This window comes from Parabacteroides sp. AF21-43, from assembly GCF_003635435.1.
In the GTDB taxonomy this organism is placed as follows: domain Bacteria; phylum Bacteroidota; class Bacteroidia; order Bacteroidales; family Tannerellaceae; genus Parabacteroides; species Parabacteroides distasonis.
In genome coordinates, this window is sequence record NZ_QTMG01000012.1 from 8,658 (window position 1) to 29,417 (window position 20,760).

The following is a 20,760-nucleotide window of genomic DNA, read 5'->3' on the forward strand; positions in this document are numbered from 1 at the left end:
CGAGGGATTAGGAAAGCAGTACGAAAAGATAAGCAATATCTTAAAAGGAACAAAGACGTATGAAAAGGATCTGTTCGCACTGTCGTGCGACATTTGAATGGCCGGTAACCCTTTTGCCGGAAGAGGAAAGTTTGTCTAAATTATCAGCATAAGAAATAGAAAATATATTAGTAAATGTTGTTAGAATGGATGCCAGATTAAACTGGGATACTAAATGTTCAATATGTGTATCTCTGCCGAAGTGATTCGCCAGAGGTACTTTTTTATCTTAAATTAATATATACATGAATAGATATGGAATGGATTAATGAATTGTTATGGGGAGAAGGGGTAGGGCATTCTATCCTTTTGTTATCCGTTGTGATCGCTCTGGGGATCCAGCTTGGTAAACTGAAGCTATTCGGTATCTCTTTAGGGATTACCATGGTACTGTTTGTCGGGATCTTTCTCGGGCATTTCGGTTTTACGGCGAATCCGTCGGTCGTTCATTTTTTTAGAGAGTTTGGTTTGATCTTATTTGTTTACTCGGTAGGTATGCAAGTAGGCCCCGGATTTTTCTCTTCGTTTCGAAAGGGAGGGATCACGTTGAATATGCTTGCTTGCGGTATTGTTTTTCTAGGGGTGATTACTGCCTTGATTATACATTATATTACAGGCATTCCTATACCGACAATGGTAGGTATCTTATCCGGAGCAGTGACGAATACACCGGGATTGGGCGCTGCTCAACAGGCTTATTCAGATATGACGGGGATCTCGGATGAAACGATCGCTTTAGGATATGCGGTTGCCTATCCGTTAGGTGTGATCGGCATTATCTTGTCGATGATTTTTATCCGTTATGTTTTCCGTATCTCTTTTGCGAAGGAGACGGAACAATTGGAAGAAGAGACGGATACGGAATCGGGAGGAGAGGCTGTACCTATCTCTTTGGTGGTGAAGAATCCGGCGATTTTTGGTCGTAGCGTAAGTGAGCTATCTAAATTGTTGGAACACCGTGAATTTGTTATTTCCCGTATTTTACGTAACGATACGAATCGGATAGAGATCGTGGCGGGGAACACGGTATTGAATGGGGATGATAAGATTTTTGTTATTACCGCAGAGCATGACGTGGAGGCGATAAAGACTTTTATCGGTCAAGAAATACAGATGGATCGTAAGCAATGGATTCCGGCGGAAAGCCAGTTTATCAGCCGGCGTATTTTGGTTACCCGGTCTGAAATCAACGGTAAGCAATTAGGGGCTTTGCAGTTACGCCGTTTACATGGAATTAACGTGACTCGGATCAATCGTGCGGGGCTGGAGTTGGTAGCTACTCCTAATCTGGTCTTGCAAATAGGCGACCGGGTGACAGTGGTCGGTAGTGAATTGGCGGTGGAGAAAGTTGCCGAGACGCTGGGTAATTCAATGAAACGCTTGAATGAACCTAATTTGGTGACTATTTTTGTTGGTATAGTTTTGGGTATTATCGTGGGAAGTCTTCCTATTAGTTTTCCGGGTATTCCTCAACCGGTGAAATTAGGATTAGCGGGAGGTCCGTTGATCGTTGCGATATTGATAAGCCGGTTCGGTTATCGTTATAAATTGGTTACTTATACCACGCAAAGTTCTAATTTACTATTGAGGGAATTAGGAATCACCTTGTTTCTCGCCTGCGTGGGATTGAGTGCGGGTGAAGGTTTTGTCGATACGATAGTCAATAAGGGTGGTGTAGCTTGGATCGGTTATGGTTTTATAATAACGTTATTGCCTCTACTGATTATCGGTTGTGTGGGAAGGTATTTTTATAAACTGAATTATTTTACGTTGATGGGATTGATTGCGGGAAGTACGACCGATCCTCCTGCGTTAGCCTATTCCAATATGGCGGCAGGAAATGATGCGCCGGCGGTTGGATATGCGACGGTTTATCCATTGACCATGTTTTTGCGTGTGTTGACCGCACAGTTAATGATATTATTCTTTTATACATAGAATAAATATTTTGTTGTTAGTAATGTTTAGAAAAGTGTAAACTCCCTAGCCTTCCGCCGAAGTGATTCGCCGGGGGGCTTTTTTGTTGCTAATCAAAAAGTAAACATGTATCTTTGCGGCCAATCAAGGTGTAGATGTTATCGATTCCGATAATAATCAGTAAAAGGGAATCCGGTGCGAGTCCGGAGCTGTACCCGTAGCTGTAAGTCCTTGGAGCCCCGGCAAATCTTGTTGCCACTGCCTATCGGATAGGCGGGAAGGTAGCCGACAGAGGGTGGACGAGCCAGAAAACCTGCCATGATTTTGTTATGCGACGTTTCGGGTGAAGACGTTGGTAAACCTAAGAATTATTATGCGAGATTTATATCTTATAAGATGTCTGTGCGTTTTTAGCGTATGGTTATTTTCTTTGGGTGTCGCTTTCGGTCAACAGATCGATACGACGGCCTATCACGAGCTTTCCGGGGTGGAAGTAGTGGAGAAGGTACGTCCGTCGGTCACCCGTGAAGGTACGCCTTTGCAAATTATGGACCGGGCGGGAATCGATCGCTTGGGAGTACAAGACCTATCCGAGGCCGTGAAACGCTTCTCGGGAGTTACAGTACAGGATTATGGGGGGATCGGAGGATTGAAAACGGTCTCGGTACGTAGCTTGGGAGCGAAGCATACCGCCGTCAGTTACGATGGGGTGACGATTACGGATGCGCAAAGCGGGCAAGTCGATATCAGCCGTTTCTCGTTGGATAACGTGGAGATGGTTTCCTTATCGATCGGACAATCGGATGACATCTTCCAAACGGCAAGGGTGTATGCCTCGGCAGGAGCCTTGAATATACAAACCGGAAAGCCCACGTTTAAAGACAAATCGTTTCATACTTATCTTAAGGTTAAGGGAGGTTCCTTCGGGCTTTTTAATCCCGTGCTGCATTATGATCAAAAATTAGGAAAGCGTTGGAGCGCATCCTTACATGGTGATTTCGTGCGTGCGGATGGGCAATATCCCTATACATTGATTAATGGGGAATTGGAGACGAGAGAGAAGCGTAGAAATAGCGATATCCATGCTTACCATTTGGAAGGTAATCTATTCGGCGATTTTGGAAGGGGAGGCGAACTTTCCTTTAAGGCGTACTATTTTGATTCGGAGCGGGGGCTTCCCGGTTCTGTTAATTTATATAACAAGAACACTTCTGAACGATTATGGGATAATAACTTTTTCGTGCAATCGGGGTATAAGAATGTTCTTAATGAGAAATTTACGCTACGGGCCATGGCTAAGTATAATTATGCTTTTACTCGTTATTTAGATATAAATGATAAATATGCTGCGGGCGAACAAGTCGATTTGAATACACAGAATGAGTATTATGGCTCTGTAGGTTTGCTGTATACTCCTATAAAGTATGTATCGGCGACGTTGACTACGGATTTAACTCGCTCTATGCTGGACAATAATTTTGTGAACGGCCCTAATCCAAAGCGAATGGCCTCTCAATCAGTACTAGCGGTGCAATATAAGAACAGTCGATTCACGGCTACCGCTAGTTTATTGGGAACATATATCACTGATAAAGTGGAGCAAGGGGAAAAACCGGATGATAAGAGGCGTTTATCCCCGGCTGTAAGTTTGTCTTGGCGGCCATTCTCGGAAAGTACTTTGCGGATACGTGCCTCTTACAAAGATATATTCCGGGTTCCTACATTTACGGACTTGTATTACCTCCGTATGGGAAATACAAATTTGAAACCGGAAGAAACTTCCCAATATAATGTAGGGGTAACATGGAGTTCTTCCTGTGGGGATTGGCTGCGGCATTTCAGTATTTCGGCGGATGGATATTATAATACGGTGAAAGATAAGATCGTGGCTTTACCTACCATGTATGTTTGGAAGATGATGAATATGGGCGAAGTGGATATTAAAGGGGTAGATGTAAATTTATCTACACAATTCCGATTGCCCTTACGAATGAGCTTGCTTTTGGCTTCCACTTATTCTTTTCAATACGCGGTTGATGTGACAGATCCGGAAGCTAAGAATTATAAGGATCAGATTCCTTATACACCTCGTCATTCAGGCACGGTTTCCGTAACCTTGGAAAATCCATGGGTAAATGTCTCTTATATACTGACTGCGGTTGGTGATCGTTATGCATTGCCGCAAAATATAGATCGGAACAGGATTGATTCTTATATAGAACAGAGTATTTCTATAAATCGAGATTTTCGTTTTCGATATTTCGGTTTGCGTTTGCAAGGTGAATTGTTAAATCTTGCGAACGTGAATTATGATGTTATTCAGTATTATCCCATGCCGGGCCGTTCTTGGCGTTTAAGTATTTGTTTATCCTATTAGTAAACTATAAAAGTAAAGTAATGAAAAAGAAGAATTTAGTTTGTGTCTCTGCCTTGTGTGCATTGATGTCTTTCTCGTTTGTCAGCTGTGATGATGACAATGAGCCTTCACTGAACATACCAAATGTATCTGTAACTAATGTCAGTTTTACGGATGAGAATCCGGAAGCTTTAAAAGTTAGTGGAACCTTAAATTGGACAGCTCCGTCTTCTGTTGACAATGTAACAAAGTACGTGATTTATGGTTCCTCTGATGGAACCGCTAAAGATATGAAAATTGCGGAGGTAGAAGTTGGAACACATTCATATGCTATTACGGATGTCGTAAATATAGGCTATTTATTAGTTATAGCCGCAAATGCGGAAGGTGAGTCTTCTGTTTATGCTTCCGTAAGAGTTATTGATTTTGTGAAGGATAGTTCTTTCATGGCTTTATATTTCTTGAATTCGGGCAATATGGGAAATAACAACTCTTCTTTATATATGTACGACATAGAAAAGGATGAGGTTGTCCCCGATTATTTCTTGGCTCAAAATGGCAGGGGGCTGGGAGATACGGCACAGGATATGATCGTGTATGGCGATAAGATGTATATCGCGGTATATGGAGAGTCTACGATAGAAGTGACAGATCTGAAGGCAAAATCCATTAAGCAAGTCAAGACAGAGGGGCAGCCCCGTTATATGGTATCAGAGGGTGGAAAAGTCTATATTAGCTATTATAATGGATATGTCGCTCGTTTGGATACCGCATCCTTGGAGGTTGAGGCGAAAGTAAAGGTCGGACGGAATCCGGAACAATTGGCGGTATCTTCTAATAAATTGTTTGTCTCAAACTCCGGAGGTATGGATTACAGTACCGAGGTTGGGTATGATAAAACGGTATCAGTGGTTGATCTGTCTACTTTTACAGAGATAAAGAAGTTGGATGTAGTATTGAATCCCACACGGATACAGGCGGATGAGCAAGGAAATGTATATGTGGTTTCTATGGGTAACTATGCGGATATACCCAATACGGTACAAAAGATAAATACGGAGACTTATGAGGTTACTTCCCTTACGAATTGTCCAAACGCAACGGAGATGGCCTATGAGGATGGCAAGCTATTTCTGTTCTATGCGCAATGGGGAATGTCTAGCCCTGCATTTTTAACATTTGATACAAAGAGCCAATCTGCGGGAACGAGCTTTATTACAGATGGAACCTCAATACAATCCCCTTATTCAATCAGTGCCGTGGGTGGAAATGTCTATGTCGCAGAGTCTGATTATAAGAATAATGGCGATATCTATTGTTTCGGAGGTGACGGTAAATTGTTCAAGAAGTTTGAGGCCGGTTTAAATCCCATGAAAGTAGTCCTCGCTCAAAAAGATAATATCTAATGCGATTACTGATTCTCTTAGGGTTCGCTTTCTGGATGGTGGCATGTACGCCATCCGGAAAGCAAACTTCTTCCAAGGAAGCTCTTTCCTCTGATAGTATTCAATATGCCCAAGGTTTCACGGTTCAGCGCTTTGATACCTATACAATGGTGGAAGTTCGTGATCCGTGGGATAGTACCCGTCTGCTTCAACGCTATTTATTGGTAGACCGGACAAAGTCGGTTCCCGGCGGATTACTCAAAGGGACGATCGTGAAGGTCCCGGTAAAAGATATTGTGGTTTATACTTCTGTCCATGCGGCTATTATTGATCAATTGCACGAAATCAATAAGGTTATAGGTGTTTGTGAGCCTCGTTATATGGATACTCCTGCCATACAAGAGGGTATACAGGCCGGAAGAATCGCTGATTTAGGTGAGGCTACCTCTCCGAATATAGAAAAAATGATAGAGATCGGCGCGGAACTAGTGATCGCTTCCCCGTTCCAGAACAGTAGTTATGGGCCTGTCGAGAAGATAGGGATACCCATTATCGAAGGAGCCGACTATATGGAGGCATTTCCTTTGGGGCGTACGGAGTGGATTCGCTTTTATGGTTTGCTATTCGGAAAGGAAGAGATGGCCGATTCTATATTTAAAGAAACAGAGCAAGCCTATTTGTCTCTAAAGGACTTAACCGCAAATATAGATAATCGTCCTACTGTTTTGTCGGAGAAAAAGTTCGGCTCTTCGTGGTATGTACCATCCGGAGATAGTTATATGGCTCATCTTATCGAGGACGCCGGAGCTGATTATATGTTTAAGGATTTACCGGGTGCCGGAAGTACCCCCTTAGCGTTTGAGACCGTGTTTGATAAAGCGATCCATGCGGATATTTGGCTTGTTAAATATAATCAGTCTTCTGAGATGACCTATAACGATTTACGCTCCGAATATACTCCTTACGAGAATTTCGACGCTTTTAAAAAAAAACGGATTTATACCTGTAATACAGGTGCAGTTCCTTATTACGAGGAATTCCCTATACATCCGGAATATTTATTGAAAGATTTAATCTGGATTTTCCATCCGGAGCTAGTATTCGGGTATTCTCCCCGTTATTTTAGAGAAATGCCCTGATTGTCTTAAAGGTTTCATATCTTTGTTGAAATGTCGTTTCTAGACAAATAAAGGTATTAGACTATGAAGATAAAAAAGGTATATGCTGATGCTTTAACTACATTAGCGAAGGGAACAGATGCCGGGATTTACAGGTTGAATCCCAAACGAGTTGAAATCGTGAGTCGTGAGCAAGATGTAAAACGTGTTCTTGCTGAATGTGAGAAGACTGGTAAATCTGTAACCTTTAAAGCTGGGGGGACCTCTTTATCCGGCCAGACTATTACAGATTCTGTATTGATGGAAATCAGTCCTGACTATGGAAAGGTTAAGATTTCAGGAGATGGGAGTTTGGCTAAATTCCCTTGTGGTATAACTGGAGAAGAGGCGAACCGCTGGTTGAAACCTTATGGCCGTAAGCTAGGGCCTAGCCCTGCCTCCATCAAATCCGCACGTATCGGCGGGATCGTAGCGAATAACTCGAGTGGTTCTAGCTATGGTATTATCCATAACTCCTATAATACGGTCCGGGATATGGAGATTATCTTTGCGGATGGAGCCTTTTTGGATACTTCTTCGTTAGCGAGTCGCAGGGATTTCATGCAAACGCATATAGGCTTATTGGAGAAGTTGATGAATTTCCGTTTGGAGATCTTGTTGAATCCAGACATGGAAGACCGGATTCTATCTAAATATGAGTTGAAGAATACATGCGGTTATGGAATGAACTCTTTCTTGGATTATACCGATCCATACGATATACTCATGCATTTAATGGTTGGCTCGGAAGGAACCTTAGGGTTTATTTCTTCGGTTACTTTCGAGACAGTCCCCGATGAGGCTTTAAAAGCTTCCGCCTTGATTTATTTCCCCTCTTTGATGGAGGCGTGCAGAGCCATAGCCCCGTTACGCCAATGCAAAGTGTCCGCCGCCGAGTTGATGGATAGAAACGCCTTACATGCGGTAGAGGATGAACCGGGGATGCCGGAGATATTACATTCTTTACCCGAGGATGCGGTAGCGTTGCTGATCGACACGTCTTCTAATTCGGAAGAAGAACTTCAAATCCAATTCCGGGATATAGAGGAGCGGCTAGCAGATATACAGACCTTATATCCGGTATCATTTACGACCGATCCGAAGCTTTACGCTACTTATTGGCGGGTACGAAACGGTTTATTTACTTCCGCTGCGGGAAGACGGCCACGGGGTACGGTATCTATTATTGAAGATATCGCTTTCCGGGAAGAGGTTTTAGGAGAGGCTTTGGAACAAGTGCGTGGGGTCTTGTCGGATTATGGATACGGAAATGCGGTGATGTGGGGACATTTATTGGATGGAAACGTTCATTTCACGATTTTTCCGGATATAAACGCACAGGAAGGTATCGATCATTACGCTTCTTTTATGCGTAGCCTTGTAGATGTGGTACTTTACTACGACGGTAGCTTGAAAGCGGAGCATGGCACGGGACGAAATATGGCTCCATTTGTTAAAGATGAATGGGGTGAGGAGATTTATGAGTTGATGTGGAAGATCAAAAGGCTCTTTGACCCGGAAAATATATTAAATCCGGGTGTCCTTTTAAATCGGGACCCGGATGTGTTTATAAAGAACTTAAAGCAAATACCGTTGGCGAATGAGCTGATCGATAAATGCATCGAGTGTGGTTTTTGTGAGATACAATGTCCGTCAAGGCATGTGACATTGACACCCCGGCAACGTATCGTGATCTATAGGGAATTATCGGCTTTGGCGGAACAGGGGGAAACAAACTCTAAGCGATATAAAGAACTCAAGAAAGCCTTTAACTATAAAGGTAACGCTACCTGCGCTACCGATGGCCTATGTGCTACGGCATGTCCGGTTGGCATTAATACCGGTTTATTGATCAAAGAGTTACGGTGGAAAGAGAATGGTGTCTTGGCGAATGCTATCGCTTCGGGCATCGCCGGGAATATGGGAACCGTAACGGGTATGCTTCGTCCTTTGCTTAAGCTGCCCCATGTGCTTTCAAAGCTGGTGGGGTATAACGCATTCGAGAGATTTGCCTCTTTCTTGTTTAGGGCTTCCGCTCATAAATTCCCGCTTTGGACTCGGCATACACCTTCTGGCGCGTCAAAGTTCAAGGAACTGACGGGTGTAGAGAATGGGATGGAAATGGTTTATTTCCCGTCTTGTATTACCCGTACGATGGGAGCTTCAGCTGATTATGAAGATGTGGATTTTGTAAGTGTAACGGAACAAATAATCGCTTTATTGACAAGAGCGGACTTTACGATTCGTTATCCTGAGAATCTAAGTAAGCTTTGTTGCGGCATGGCTTTTAGCAGTAAAGGGTTCCGGAAGCAAGCGGCGCAGAAGGCGGAGGAATTGAATGAGGCTCTTTTGCGGGCGAGCGATAACGGCCGCTTGCCTATTTTGTGTGACATGAGCCCTTGCTTGCTGCATATGAGGGAAACCTTGGATAAACGTTTACGATTATATGAACCTGTGGAGTTTATCTATGACTTTATGCGTGATCGTCTGAACTTTACTAAGTTGCCGGTTACGGTAGCGGTACACTCTACTTGTAGTACAACGAAGATGGGAGTACAAGACAAGCTGGTGGAACTGGCGGGCTTATGCGCGAACCGGGTGGTCTCTCCCGCTCAAGTTACTTGTTGCGGTTGGGCGGGCGATCGTGGTTTCTTCTATCCGGAACTAAACGCTTCCGGTCTTCATTACTTGAAACCGAATTTGCATGGGGCGACGGAAGGATATAGCAATAGCCGTACGTGCGAGATCGGTTTGACGATGAATAGTGGGATATCCTATAAATCGATCGTCTATTTAGTGGAAAAGGCTACTCGTTAAAAATCAAAAACCCCGGTTTCGTACAACTGAAACCCGGGGCTTTGTAGTTTGGCATTCGAAATTATAGGGAGTTTTATTTCATAGATTTTTTTTATTCATATTATGCGTAACCGTTAAGCATTCCGTTGAAATACATCGGTTTTAAAATATATACCTTTAAGATCCAAGCAAGCCATTGCTCTTTTGATGTATCGATCATCGAGAATGGGAATGAAATGTCTGGTTTCTTTTCGTAGTCAAACTCACAAAGCAACACATGACCGTAATCCGTGACGATCGGGCAAGCGGCATAACCGTTGTATTTCTCGGTCGGCTCTTTGCCTTCCATGAGCGCGATCAGGTTCTTGGCGGCGATAGGTACTTGCTTGCGGATAGCGGCAGATGTTTTACTGGTCGGGATACCGGCTACATCACCCAGAGAAACGATGTTCTGGTATTTCTTATGTACCAAGGTCTCTTTATCGACCATTACCCATGCGTCCGCAGCCAATTTACCTTCTGTCCAACCTAATCCGGCATCACGAACGAAATCGGGAGCGGACATAGGCGGGGTGAAGTGTAAGAAATCGTAATCCTCTACGAACGGCGTTACGATCTTTTCTTCGCCTTTTGTCTCTATCTTCTCAAAATGTACTTGCTTCGCGGATGTGTCTACACCTTTTACACGTACATTCAAGTTAATAGGTATGTTACGTTCATTATATATTTCTAGCAAGCGAGGTGTGAAATACGGGATATCGTATAGTTCCTTCGATGCGGTAAAATAATTCAATTGCAGCTTGTCGCGTGTCCCTTGTTTCCTTGCGTAATGCTCGGATAATAAACAGATCTTTTTGGGGGCGCCGCCACATTTATGTTTTGTATAGGTATCGGTATAAATACCTTTGCCTCCTTTTTTCGCGAATTCTTGAAGAGCTTTCCATGTCTTTTGGGCTCCTTCGAAATCGTAAATAGAGTTTGCGTTTCCTTGTCCCAAGGTATCGTGGGTAATACCCTCTACTTTTTCCCAGTTACATTGTAATCCCGGGGTCAGTACTAAAAAGTCGTATGGAATCTTTCCGTTACTTTTGGTCGTTACTTGATTCCATACGGGATCAACTGCGGCGACCGAGTCCTTTATCCATTTTATACCGCTAGGCATACAATCCTCTTGCTTCTTCCAAACATCTTCCGGTTGGTACACACCTGAGGCGATCAGAGTGAATCCCGGTTGATAAAACTGACGATCGCTGGGGTCAATCAGAGTGATATCCGGTTCATCAAGCCAATGTTTTAATCGGGCAGCCATACTGATACCAGCGGCTCCTCCACCGATAATAACGATTTTACCTTTTGCGCTGCTTGAAAAAGCGTTTGCTTTTCCGGTATTAGCTCCCGCGATCAGTCCTGTCGCCGCTAATAACTTAAAGAAATGTCGTCTGTCGACACCTTTCTTTTCTAGCGCATCTAATTGTTTCTCCAGTTCGTGTTTCATCATGTCGAAAGAATTTAAGATTTTATTCGCCGGCAAAGGAAACACAATAAATTACGGTAGCCATGAAAATGACTACTACACGACTTGCGCAAATGATTTTTTTATTGAATAAGACTACTACAAGACTTTCTCTATCTCTTTCTATGTGCGTTTAATATGCTGTTATGTAGAATATTATATATTAAGCATATTCTAGAAAATATTTTTAGTAGTTCATTAAGAAATCGACAAGATTCGTATCCCCATCAAGGGCTAATCGCTTTCTTAAGCGGTATCTTCTTAGCTCGATAGCTCGTACGGATACATTCATTAACGATGCGATTTCCTTCGTGGAAAGGTTCATGCGGAGTAAACAACATATGCGCAAATCGCCTGCCGTTATATCTGTGTATTGCTGGCGTAAACGATCCATGAAATTCTGGTGGGCGCTATTAAAATAGGTCTCGAACTGCACCCAATCCGCTTGATCGTTCAAGGTAGATTCGATCAAGGAACGTAAACGGGTATATAACTTATTGGGATATCGGTCACCCAATGTCTCTTTCTGCTTATCCAGTTCTTCCAACAAAGCTTGGATTGCCTCGTTTCTTTTTACCAAAGCTGTCGTCTGGAGAGTAAGCTCATTGTTTTTGTTTTGCAACTCCGTTTCCAGCATCTCGCTTTTCATTTGTTGAAGCCTTTGCAGTTCGGCTTGTCGCTCTGCCTCCAGCTTTTCTTGTTCTTTTTTCCGCAAATTCCTTAAATGGTACCGAAGCCCTTCTTGAATGGCGAACCATATCAAAGCGACGTAGATCAAATAGGCCCATACGGTATTATACCAAGGAGGGCGCACCGTGATTTGCATCGTGATCTCGGGAAACGGACCCCGGGTTACATATTTACGTACCCTTAGCTCATAAGTTCCTTCCGGAAGTTGTAAGAAGGTAATTTTGCCGTCTTTCTGCCAAGAAGACCAATCGGCGGATACCCCTTCCAGCTTATAACTGATTTGGTGATTAGGGGTGAATACCGTTGTCCCGATGTATAGCGAGAGTTCTTGGAAGTTATGGGGCATGTTGATTCTTTGAGTATCTGGATATAAATAATGTGTACCTTCTTGATCTTGATACTCGATGCGCATAAACCGTGGCATCGTCAATCCTCCTAGGCTTCCCTCTATTAATTGGCGGGTGTTGATTAATAGGGTTCCTTGCATGGCGGATACCAAATCAAGAGAATCATTCAAGGGGATGATCCGTTTGCCGTTGGTCACCAGATTCAGATCGTAATTATCGAATAGGATCCGGCATTTTAAAGTTCCTGTACCGTTTTCCCGATGGAAGAGTCCGGCCTCATTCTGGATCGTGAGCCAATACAAATTGTCTGGAACCGGGTAAATACTTTCTGCGTTGGCGAATACGCCCAATACATCTTTATTCTTAAATAAAGTGCTTACCGATAAATGATTGTCGGCCGTATCCGGATGGATATATGAACGTCCGATCTCACCGGATATCGGGGTAAACTTATCACCAAACATCAAGCTCCGGCTGAAGTAGCCGAGATTTGTCCGGATATAGAGGCGGTTATCCTCTTTTACAGCGTCTTCCAACTTTCCGATCTGGCTTCTTTTACCTAACATGGCGATGGGAGGATTGATATCTATTTGGGAGATACCATTATCCAAGGCGACCCAGATTAAGTTATTATCCTGTACGCAGATGGAACGTACGATATTATCTTGTAACTGATTATTGATGTTGAGATGTTGAAAGATCTCCCCTTCGTCGTTGGTGATATAAATGCCGGACGTAGATGTTCCCGTGAAATTGAGACCTCCGGCGCTAGCGAAAGAAGTAGGGTGCTTTTCCTCGATTTCTTTCGGGATCGTGTAGTTCGTCTCGGGGTTATCGAAACCGACGTGCGATGGGAGCGTATCGATCGGATGGTATTCCAGATTCCCGAGTTCGTCGTATAGCCAATAGCCTAACGATGATTTGCCTTGGGTATAGATAGAATCGTTCTGGAAAGATACTTTATAAATAGGGGTTTTATCCGGTAATGGATATGTGTTCCATGTATTCCCGTCAAAAGTAACCAGACCGGAATTATTAGCTACATATAAGATGCCATGATAGGAAACCGCTAAATCCCAATTCTGGCAACTAGCCTTATAATCGTCTACGGAATAATTTTGTACGAGGATAGAGGGAGCGACCACAGACGCACGCAAGGCGAAAACCGCCAGTATAGATAATAATATGATAAAAGGTAGCCGTCTGTACATGGTCTTTAAACTATAGAGACAAGGCATAAAGCCTTGTCTCTTTATATTACACACATGCAAATATAATCAAATTTTGATTACTTGTACTCCTGCCAGCTCTTAATCTGTATATCTTCTACGTTCATATTGCAGAAAGCGTCGATAAAGGCGCTAGCCAGACGGGCGTTCGTGATCAATGGAATGTTATGATCGATCGCCGCACGGCGGATCTTATAGCCATTGGTCAACTCACGTTTGCTATGATCTTTCGGGATATTTACTACCAATTCGAAAGCGTGATTGCTGAACATATCCATGATATTCAAATCACCTTCCTCATCCGGCCAGCAAACGGCGGTTGCCTTGATTCCGTTATCGTTCAGGAACTTGGCGGTTCCGTGCGTACCATAGATCGTGTAACCCTTGGCATCTAGCATGCGGCAAGGCTCCAATAGATCGACCTTACTCTTAGCTGCGCCGGAAGATACTAAAATGTTCTTCTTAGGAATACTGTTGCCTACGGCGATCATGGCGGAAAGCAAAGCCTCGTTGAAATCGTCGCCTATACAACCTACCTCGCCGGTGGAGCTCATGTCCACACCTAATACAGGGTCTGCCTTGTGCAAACGGGCGAATGAGAACTGGGAAGCCTTGATTCCGATCCAGTCGATATCGAATGCGCTCTTATCCGGTTTCGTATACGGAGCGTCCAGCATGATGCGGGTAGCCGTCTCGATAAAGTTGCGTTTCAATACTTTAGATACAAACGGGAAACTACGTGAGGCACGTAAGTTACATTCGATTACTTTCACGAAGTTATTCTTCGCCAAGAATTGGATATTGAACGGACCGCTGATATTTAACTCCTTTGCGATCATCTTGCTTACTTTCTTGATGCGGCGGGCTGTCTCGAAGTAAATCTTCTGAGCTGGGAACACCAAGGTAGCGTCACCGGAGTGAACACCGGCGAACTCTATATGCTCGGAGATCGCGTACTCAACCACCTCGCCATTCATAGCGACAGCGTCGAACTCGATCTCTTTCGTTCCTTGCATGAACTCGGATACGACCACCGGATATTCCTTGGAAACCTTAGCGGCCAAATCCAAGAACTCGATCATCTGCTCTTTCGTATGGCAAACGTTCATCGCCGCTCCGGACAATACGTAAGACGGACGGATCAAGATCGGGAAACCTACTTTCTCGATAAACGCGTCGATCTCTTCCATGCTGGTAAGCTCTGCCCAACGAGGTTGGTCGATACCTAGCGAATCCAACATCGCGGAGAATTTATGACGGTTCTCGGCACGGTCGATCGATAGCGGGGAAGTACCTAATACCGGAACATTCTGGCGGTACAGTTTCATCGCCAAGTTGTTCGGGATCTGTCCACCTACGGAGACGATCACGCCCTTCGGCAATTCCAGATCGATCACGTCTAGCACGCGCTCGAATGAAAGCTCGTCGAAGTACAGACGGTCGCACATATCGTAGTCGGTAGATACGGTCTCCGGGTTATAGTTGATCATGATCGATTTATAACCTAGCTTACGAGCGGTCTGGGCGGCATTCACCGAACACCAGTCGAACTCAACGGACGAGCCGATACGGTAAGCTCCGGACCCCAAGATAATCACGCTCTTCTCATTCGGGTAGTAGGTGATATCGTGCGGCGTGCCGTCGTAAGTCATATATAGATAGTTGGTCAATTCCGGATGTTCGGAAGCGATCGTGTTGATACGTTTCACGGTAGGGAGAATGCCCATTTTTTTACGCAAGTTACGTACGCGGATATTCTCTTTCTCCATATTTCCTTCCGGGTTCTCTACGTAACGAGCGATCTGGAAGTCTGAGAAACCAAGGCGTTTCGCCTCTTTCAATACATCTTCCGGAAGATCCTCGATCTTGTTGTAACCTTTCAATACGTTGGCGTAATCCACGATATTCTTCAAGCCCTCCAAGAACCAGCGTGTGATCTTTGACAACTCATGTATCTTGTCTACGCTATATCCCTGTTCCAAGGCTTGCGCCACGGCGAAGATACGCAAGTCGGTAGGGTTCGCCAACTCCTCGTCCAAGTTATCGAAATGGATATCGTTGTTACCTACGAAACCATGCATTCCTTGTCCGATCATACGAAGACCCTTCTGCATGATTTCCTCGAAGCTCTTACCGATCGACATGATCTCGCCGACGGATTTCATGCTGGAACCGATCTGGCGGCTGACACCCACGAACTTCGTCAAGTCCCAACGCGGGATCTTCACGATCATATAATCTACCTCCGGCGCTTTGTACGCGGAGTTTGGAGTACCCATCTCGCCGATCTCGTCCAATCCGTAGCCCAACGCCAACTTAGCGGCGACGAAAGCCAATGGATAACCGCTGGCCTTGGATGCCAAGGCGGAAGAACGGCTCAAGCGAGCGTTCACCTCGATCACACGGTAATCGCAAGTCTCGGAGTTGAAAGCGTATTGGATATTACATTCACCCACGATACCTAAGTGGCGGATCGTCTTGGTAGAAAGTTCTTTCAATAAATCTAATTCTTTCTCGGTCAAGGAGCAAGTCGGAGCTACTACGATACTCTCGCCGGTGTGTACGCCTAGCGGGTCTACGTTCTCCATGCTCACTACCGTGAAGCAATGGTCGTTCTTGTCGCGGATCACCTCGAACTCGATCTCTTTCCAACCCTTCAAAGATTCCTCGACCAAGATCTGGGATGAGTAAGCGAAAGCGCTTTCCGCCAAGGTGCGAAGCTCGGCCTCGTCCTTGCAGATACCACTGCCCATACCACCTAATGCGTAAGCGGAACGGATCATTACGGGGAAACCGATCTTATAAGCGGCAGCCACGGCGTCGTCCATGCTTTCTACGGCTTGGCTGATCGGGGTCTTCACTTCTATCTCGTTCAGTTTCTTAACAAATAGGTCACGGTCCTCGGTGTACATGATAGCCTCAACGGATGTACCCAATACTTTCACGCCATATTTAGCCAACGTGCCGCTGGTGTAAAGTTGAGTACCGCAGTTCAAAGCGGTCTGCCCGCCAAACGCCAATAGGATTCCGTCCGGTTGTTCTTTTTTGATAACTTCCTCCACGAAGTAAGGAGTGATAGGCAAGAAATATACCTTATCGGCTACTCCCTCGGATGTTTGGATAGTCGCGATATTCGGATTTAGCAATACGGTACTGATCCCTTCTTCTTTCAGAGCCTTTAACGCTTGCGAACCAGAGTAGTCAAACTCCCCGGCCTGTCCGATCTTCAGGGCACCCGAGCCCAGAACAATCACCTTTTTGATATCACTTTTCGACATAGTAATTTGGGTTGTTTTGTTTATTATAATGATTTTAGAATATTATATTTATATTATATCACCGGACCGATGGACACAAAAAAAATGCGTTAGTAAAAGTAACCAACGCATCTTATATAACCAAATTATAATCCCGTAAAATAGAGAAAAGAGCCTCAACCTCCGACATATAACCGGAATAGAACTTCGGATTATCCTTATGTGTCTTGTTTGTCATCTGCTCTCTCTTCAAAATTTCGGCAAAGATAGGGCTTTTGTTTGAAAGAACAAGTTATTTTCTTAAATTTGTAGTATTGTATCAGAAAAAAGAAAGCTTATGGCACGAATAACGATTCCTTATGCGGTAGCGGATTTTGTAGAGATGCGGGAACGCAATTTCTACTATGTGGACAAGACCGATTTCATTCCGGGCTTGGAAGACTATAAGGCTCCAGTCTTCTTGCGTCCCCGTCGTTTCGGGAAAAGCCTGTTTATCTCTACCTTGACCTGTTACTACGACCGTACCAAGGCCGACCGGTTCGAGGAACTGTTCGGCGGGACTTGGATCGGGGAGCACCCGACGGAGGAGCATAATCGTTATATGATCGTGCGCTATGATTTTTCCAAGATGGTGATGGCCGATGACATGGAAGGGTTGGAGCGGAATTTCAACGATCTGAATCGTTCTCCCGTGGAGATCATGGTAACGCATAACCGGGACTTGTTTAAGGATTTTCAGTTCTCCAGCAAGAAAGAGGCCTCCAAGATGCTTGAGGAAGCTTTGGGGTACGCCCGTGAGCATGGACTGCCTAAAGTGTATGTGTTGATCGATGAGTACGATAATTTCACCAATCAGTTGTTGACGGCCTACAAGGATCCGCTCTATGAGCAGGTAACCACGAAGGATAGTTTCCTGCGCACTTTCTTCAAGGTGATCAAAGCGGGTATCGGCGAAGGTAGTATCCGTACATGTTTCTGCACGGGGGTTCTTCCCGTCACGATGGACGATTTGACAAGCGGATATAATATAGCGGAGATCCTGACCTTGCATCCGAGGTTTCTGGATATGCTTGGTTTTACGTATGAGGAAGCGAGCGCTTATCTTCGTTATGTCCTTGACAAATACGGCACGGGGCAGGACTCTTTTGAGGAACTTTGGCAACTGATCGTGAACAACTACGACGGCTATCGTTTCCGTCCCGGCGCGGAGCCTTTGTTCAATTCCACGATCTTGACCTATTTCTTTAAGAACTTCGCCACGATGGATGGTATGATCCCGAGTGAGCTGGTGGATGAGAACCTGCGTACGGATATCGGTTGGATCCGTCGCTTGACCCTCTCGCAAGAGAACTCCAAGGAGATGCTGGATGCGTTGGTGATTGACGACGAGTTATCCTATAACGTTTCCGACCTGTCGAGCAAGTTCAACAAGAGGAAATTCTTCGACAAGAACTTCTATCCGGTCAGCCTCTTTTATCTGGGTATGACCACGCTGCGGAATAATTACCGCATGGTGCTACCCAACCTTACGATGCGCAGCATCTACATGGACTATTATAACGAGATGAATCATATAGAGGGAAACGCCCAACGCTATGTGCCTACTTACGAGCGTTTCACGGAAGAGCGTCGTTTCGAGCCGCTGGTACAAAACTACTTCGAGCAATACCTCGGGCAGTTCCCGGCGCAGGTGTTCGACAGGATCAACGAGAATTTCATCCGTTGCTCCTTCTTCGAGCTTTGTTCCCGTTACCTGAGCAGCTACTATACGTTCGCCATCGAGCAGAACAATTCGGCGGGCCGTTCGGATTTCGAGATGACCGGTATCCCCGGTACGGACTATTACAAGGATGACCGGTTGGTGGAATTCAAGTATTTCAAGGCGAAGGAGGCGGAGCGCATGCTGGCGCTCAGCGATCCCCGTCCCGAGGACGTGGCGCAAGTACTCGCCTACGCCAAGGATACCAAGGAGAAGTTCCCGTACTACCATGTCCGTTCCTACATTGTATATATCTGTGCCAACAAAGGATGGAAATGCTGGGAGGTGACTCCGTGATATCAATCCAATTGCTTTATTAATAGTACTTTGTGGTGCCAATGATGTGCCATGCTATTGGCACAGTTGTGCCACCATGCTGGCACGCCCGTGCCACCTCGATGGCAAAGGCGTGCCACTGCGATGGCACACGCATGCCACGGTGATGGCACGTTCGTAACATGGGTAGTGGCACAAGCCTCTCTTCCTTGGTTTACCAGTCGTACTCTTCGAAATAAGCGTCGAAGTCTTTTGGTTCCTTCACCCCACAGCGTTTAAGCGCATTCAATACGACCTGTTGTTCGGAGGGTGAAAGCGGCCTTTCTCCCTTGCGGACACGGTAGTAAGTACGCCGGCTGAAGTGCCTCATGAGTCCCGGGATAACGGAGAGCATCTGTTTGTGCGGCAAGCTCTCCAATAGGCTTACGAATCCCGCGGCATAGCGTACTTTCTTGTTCGGACGGTAATAAGGGCAAGTTCCCTTCAATGAGGCGAGGTGTCTCGGGCTGATGATCTGCCAATAGGCCGTCTCGTCGGGCTTTATTAAGTATTCTTGTTAAAGGTGATTGTTTGTTTCGGCGTTCTGGAATAGGGGTGTTTACGCGTGCGGCCTACCTCATGAATTTACGAGGTAGGCCGCATAAAAATAGCTATTATCAAGTACTTATTTAACCGTAACATTCCATCCGGAAAGAATACCTCCGTAGAAGTAAAAGTCTACGCAGAATGTTTTTCCTGTGTTTAGCTCTTTGACCTCGTAGTATTTCGTGGCACCTTTTTCGTTCACCAATTTATAATCGGCGATATTCGGAATAGGCACGTTGGCGAGCTCCTTGATCTTTGCGTTTATCATGTTCAAGATATCCATGTTCTCGAAAGGATTCGTTACTTTGGTACTCTTGGATAAAGCCGGATTCACCCCATTGTTCTCGGCACGAACCGCACGAACACTATCCGCATAAGCCTTGAACATCGCACGGCTTTCCGGAGTGCGTAAAGCGGATACGGTAAAGATAGAGATTCCTTCCGCCCCATGATTTAGCGCGGCGTCCATGCTGGCTTGCATATCGTCTGAAACCATTAAGCCGCAGTAAAGCGTTGTTTTCGGGTTCTTATCCCGAACATCCTCTATCATACAGTCTGAGATAAAACTAATATCTTCCGTGTAGAAGTTATGGTATACCATGGGGAAGACAATGTCCAGATTCCATTTACCCCAGTCTTGACGAACCATTTTGGACGCCATCTTGGGGGTTGGGAAAGGAGAGGCCGCCATTTTCTTTCCATAGGAGTGAACCACGTCGGCGATCATATTGGCAACCTCGGTAATCTGGTCACAACGGAATTGAAGCCATTTCTCGTCTTGCGAGGGATCTTCTTGTTCCCTTGGATCATATCCGTAAGCGGCCTTGAACTTCTCGATCATAGCCGGGTGATAGCCAAAATCCCATTGCGGATATTCTTGATCTTGCACGATACCGTATTTCGGCCAAAGGGTAGTCGGCAGGATAACGTCCACGAAACGGTTGTAATCGATAGCGATACCGTTCAAACCCTCTACCTCGCAGTAAGCCTCTATTTTCTTCTTGATAAACTCCCGTACCTCGGGTAAGGCAGGGCACATAAATTTGTAGTAATCCACGTAAGCGGTCGTATCGGCCAAGCTTTGTCCATTGTGGTTTACGCTGAACCATTCGGGATGTTCTTTTAAGATAGCGTCCCGGTCATGTTCCGGATTCATTGTCCATAGCCAAGCGTAGACCTCTATCCCATGTTTCTGGGCGATGGGAATAGCGACCCGATAATCATCCGGAGTAGGGGCGTTTAGCATGACACCGTCTATCCCCGCCTCATTCATGATCGTGCAGATGGAGTCGAAATTCATTCCGGGCTGGTAATCCAACCAAGTCCAGAACATCGGATAAGCATCTTTCGTATCATTTTTCGGGGAACTGCAAGCACCTACGCAGCAAACTACCAGAAGCAATACTAAATAATTTATGTGTCTCATAAGTTTAATGAATTTGATTAACGATTTA

Annotated in this window: 10 protein-coding genes, 1 pseudogene and 1 riboswitch; of the genes and pseudogenes, 6 read left to right on the forward strand and 5 right to left on the reverse strand. The window is 45.1% G+C overall.

Annotation, left to right across the window (positions count from 1 at the left end; all coding sequences use genetic code 11):
* The first annotated feature begins 294 nt into the window (after window positions 1–294).
* From DWX84_RS10315 to DWX84_RS10335, 5 genes are all read left to right on the forward strand, one after another.
* Complete coding sequence (locus DWX84_RS10315) at window positions 295–1,977, forward strand: putative transporter (protein WP_005859616.1); 1,683 nt, start codon at window positions 295–297, stop codon at window positions 1,975–1,977.
* 109 nt (window positions 1,978–2,086) lie between these two features.
* Window positions 2,087–2,292: riboswitch (cobalamin riboswitch) on the forward strand.
* 37 nt (window positions 2,293–2,329) lie between these two features.
* Window positions 2,330–4,333, forward strand: a complete 2,004-nt coding sequence (locus DWX84_RS10320; protein WP_005859614.1) for a TonB-dependent siderophore receptor — start codon at window positions 2,330–2,332, stop codon at window positions 4,331–4,333.
* 20 nt (window positions 4,334–4,353) lie between these two features.
* Window positions 4,354–5,718 carry a DUF5074 domain-containing protein gene (locus tag DWX84_RS10325; RefSeq protein WP_005859612.1) on the forward strand — a complete coding sequence of 455 codons (1,365 nt, stop codon included), beginning with the start codon at window positions 4,354–4,356 and terminating at the stop codon, window positions 5,716–5,718.
* Window positions 5,718–6,836: an ABC transporter substrate-binding protein gene (locus DWX84_RS10330; protein WP_122377506.1), complete on the forward strand. Its 1,119-nt coding sequence runs from the start codon at window positions 5,718–5,720 to the stop codon at window positions 6,834–6,836. Before DWX84_RS10325 ends, DWX84_RS10330 begins: the two co-directional genes overlap by 1 nt.
* A gap of 63 nt (window positions 6,837–6,899) precedes the next feature.
* Window positions 6,900–9,671, forward strand: coding sequence for an FAD-binding and (Fe-S)-binding domain-containing protein (locus DWX84_RS10335; RefSeq protein WP_044544685.1), 2,772 nt, complete (start codon window positions 6,900–6,902; stop codon window positions 9,669–9,671).
* Between the two features lie 100 nt (window positions 9,672–9,771).
* On the opposite strand, the gene DWX84_RS10340 is transcribed toward DWX84_RS10335, so the two are convergent.
* From DWX84_RS10340 to carB, 3 genes are all read right to left on the reverse strand, one after another.
* Complete coding sequence (locus DWX84_RS10340) at window positions 9,772–11,148, reverse strand: NAD(P)/FAD-dependent oxidoreductase (RefSeq protein ID WP_005867456.1); 1,377 nt, start codon at window positions 11,146–11,148, stop codon at window positions 9,772–9,774.
* Between the two features lie 202 nt (window positions 11,149–11,350).
* Window positions 11,351–13,411 carry a transcriptional regulator gene (locus tag DWX84_RS10345; protein WP_034530151.1) on the reverse strand — a complete coding sequence of 687 codons (2,061 nt, stop codon included), beginning with the start codon at window positions 13,409–13,411 and terminating at the stop codon, window positions 11,351–11,353.
* Window positions 13,412–13,488: 77 nt separating this feature from the next.
* The gene (carB, locus tag DWX84_RS10350) at window positions 13,489–16,707 is read right to left on the reverse strand and encodes a carbamoyl-phosphate synthase (glutamine-hydrolyzing) large subunit (protein WP_005867460.1); all 3,219 of its coding nucleotides are present in this window, start codon (window positions 16,705–16,707) and stop codon (window positions 13,489–13,491) included.
* 316 nt (window positions 16,708–17,023) lie between these two features.
* On the opposite strand from carB, the gene DWX84_RS10355 reads away from it, so the two are divergent.
* Entirely contained in the window at window positions 17,024–18,742 is a 1,719-nt protein-coding gene (locus DWX84_RS10355; protein ID WP_048927111.1) for an ATP-binding protein, read from the forward strand.
* A gap of 193 nt (window positions 18,743–18,935) precedes the next feature.
* On the opposite strand, the pseudogene DWX84_RS10360 reads toward DWX84_RS10355, so the two are convergent.
* Window positions 18,936–19,311, reverse strand: a pseudogene (locus DWX84_RS10360) (DUF6078 family protein).
* A gap of 74 nt (window positions 19,312–19,385) precedes the next feature.
* On the reverse strand, window positions 19,386–20,732 hold the full coding sequence (locus tag DWX84_RS10365; RefSeq protein ID WP_122377507.1) for a family 10 glycosylhydrolase: 1,347 nt from the start codon (window positions 20,730–20,732) through the stop codon (window positions 19,386–19,388).
* Window positions 20,733–20,760: the final 28 nt, after the last annotated feature.

Coding starts and splice junctions, on each gene's coding strand:
- DWX84_RS10315 (WP_005859616.1), top strand. CDS start 295: ATGGAATGGATTAATGAATTGTTATGGGGAGAAGGGGTAGGGCATTCT.
- DWX84_RS10320 (WP_005859614.1), top strand. CDS start 2,330: ATGCGAGATTTATATCTTATAAGATGTCTGTGCGTTTTTAGCGTATGG.
- DWX84_RS10325 (WP_005859612.1), top strand. CDS start 4,354: ATGAAAAAGAAGAATTTAGTTTGTGTCTCTGCCTTGTGTGCATTGATG.
- DWX84_RS10330 (WP_122377506.1), top strand. CDS start 5,718: ATGCGATTACTGATTCTCTTAGGGTTCGCTTTCTGGATGGTGGCATGT.
- DWX84_RS10335 (WP_044544685.1), top strand. CDS start 6,900: ATGAAGATAAAAAAGGTATATGCTGATGCTTTAACTACATTAGCGAAG.
- DWX84_RS10340 (WP_005867456.1), bottom strand. CDS start 11,148: ATGATGAAACACGAACTGGAGAAACAATTAGATGCGCTAGAAAAGAAA.
- DWX84_RS10345 (WP_034530151.1), bottom strand. CDS start 13,411: ATGTACAGACGGCTACCTTTTATCATATTATTATCTATACTGGCGGTT.
- carB (WP_005867460.1), bottom strand. CDS start 16,707: ATGTCGAAAAGTGATATCAAAAAGGTGATTGTTCTGGGCTCGGGTGCC.
- DWX84_RS10355 (WP_048927111.1), top strand. CDS start 17,024: ATGGCACGAATAACGATTCCTTATGCGGTAGCGGATTTTGTAGAGATG.
- DWX84_RS10365 (WP_122377507.1), bottom strand. CDS start 20,732: ATGAGACACATAAATTATTTAGTATTGCTTCTGGTAGTTTGCTGCGTA.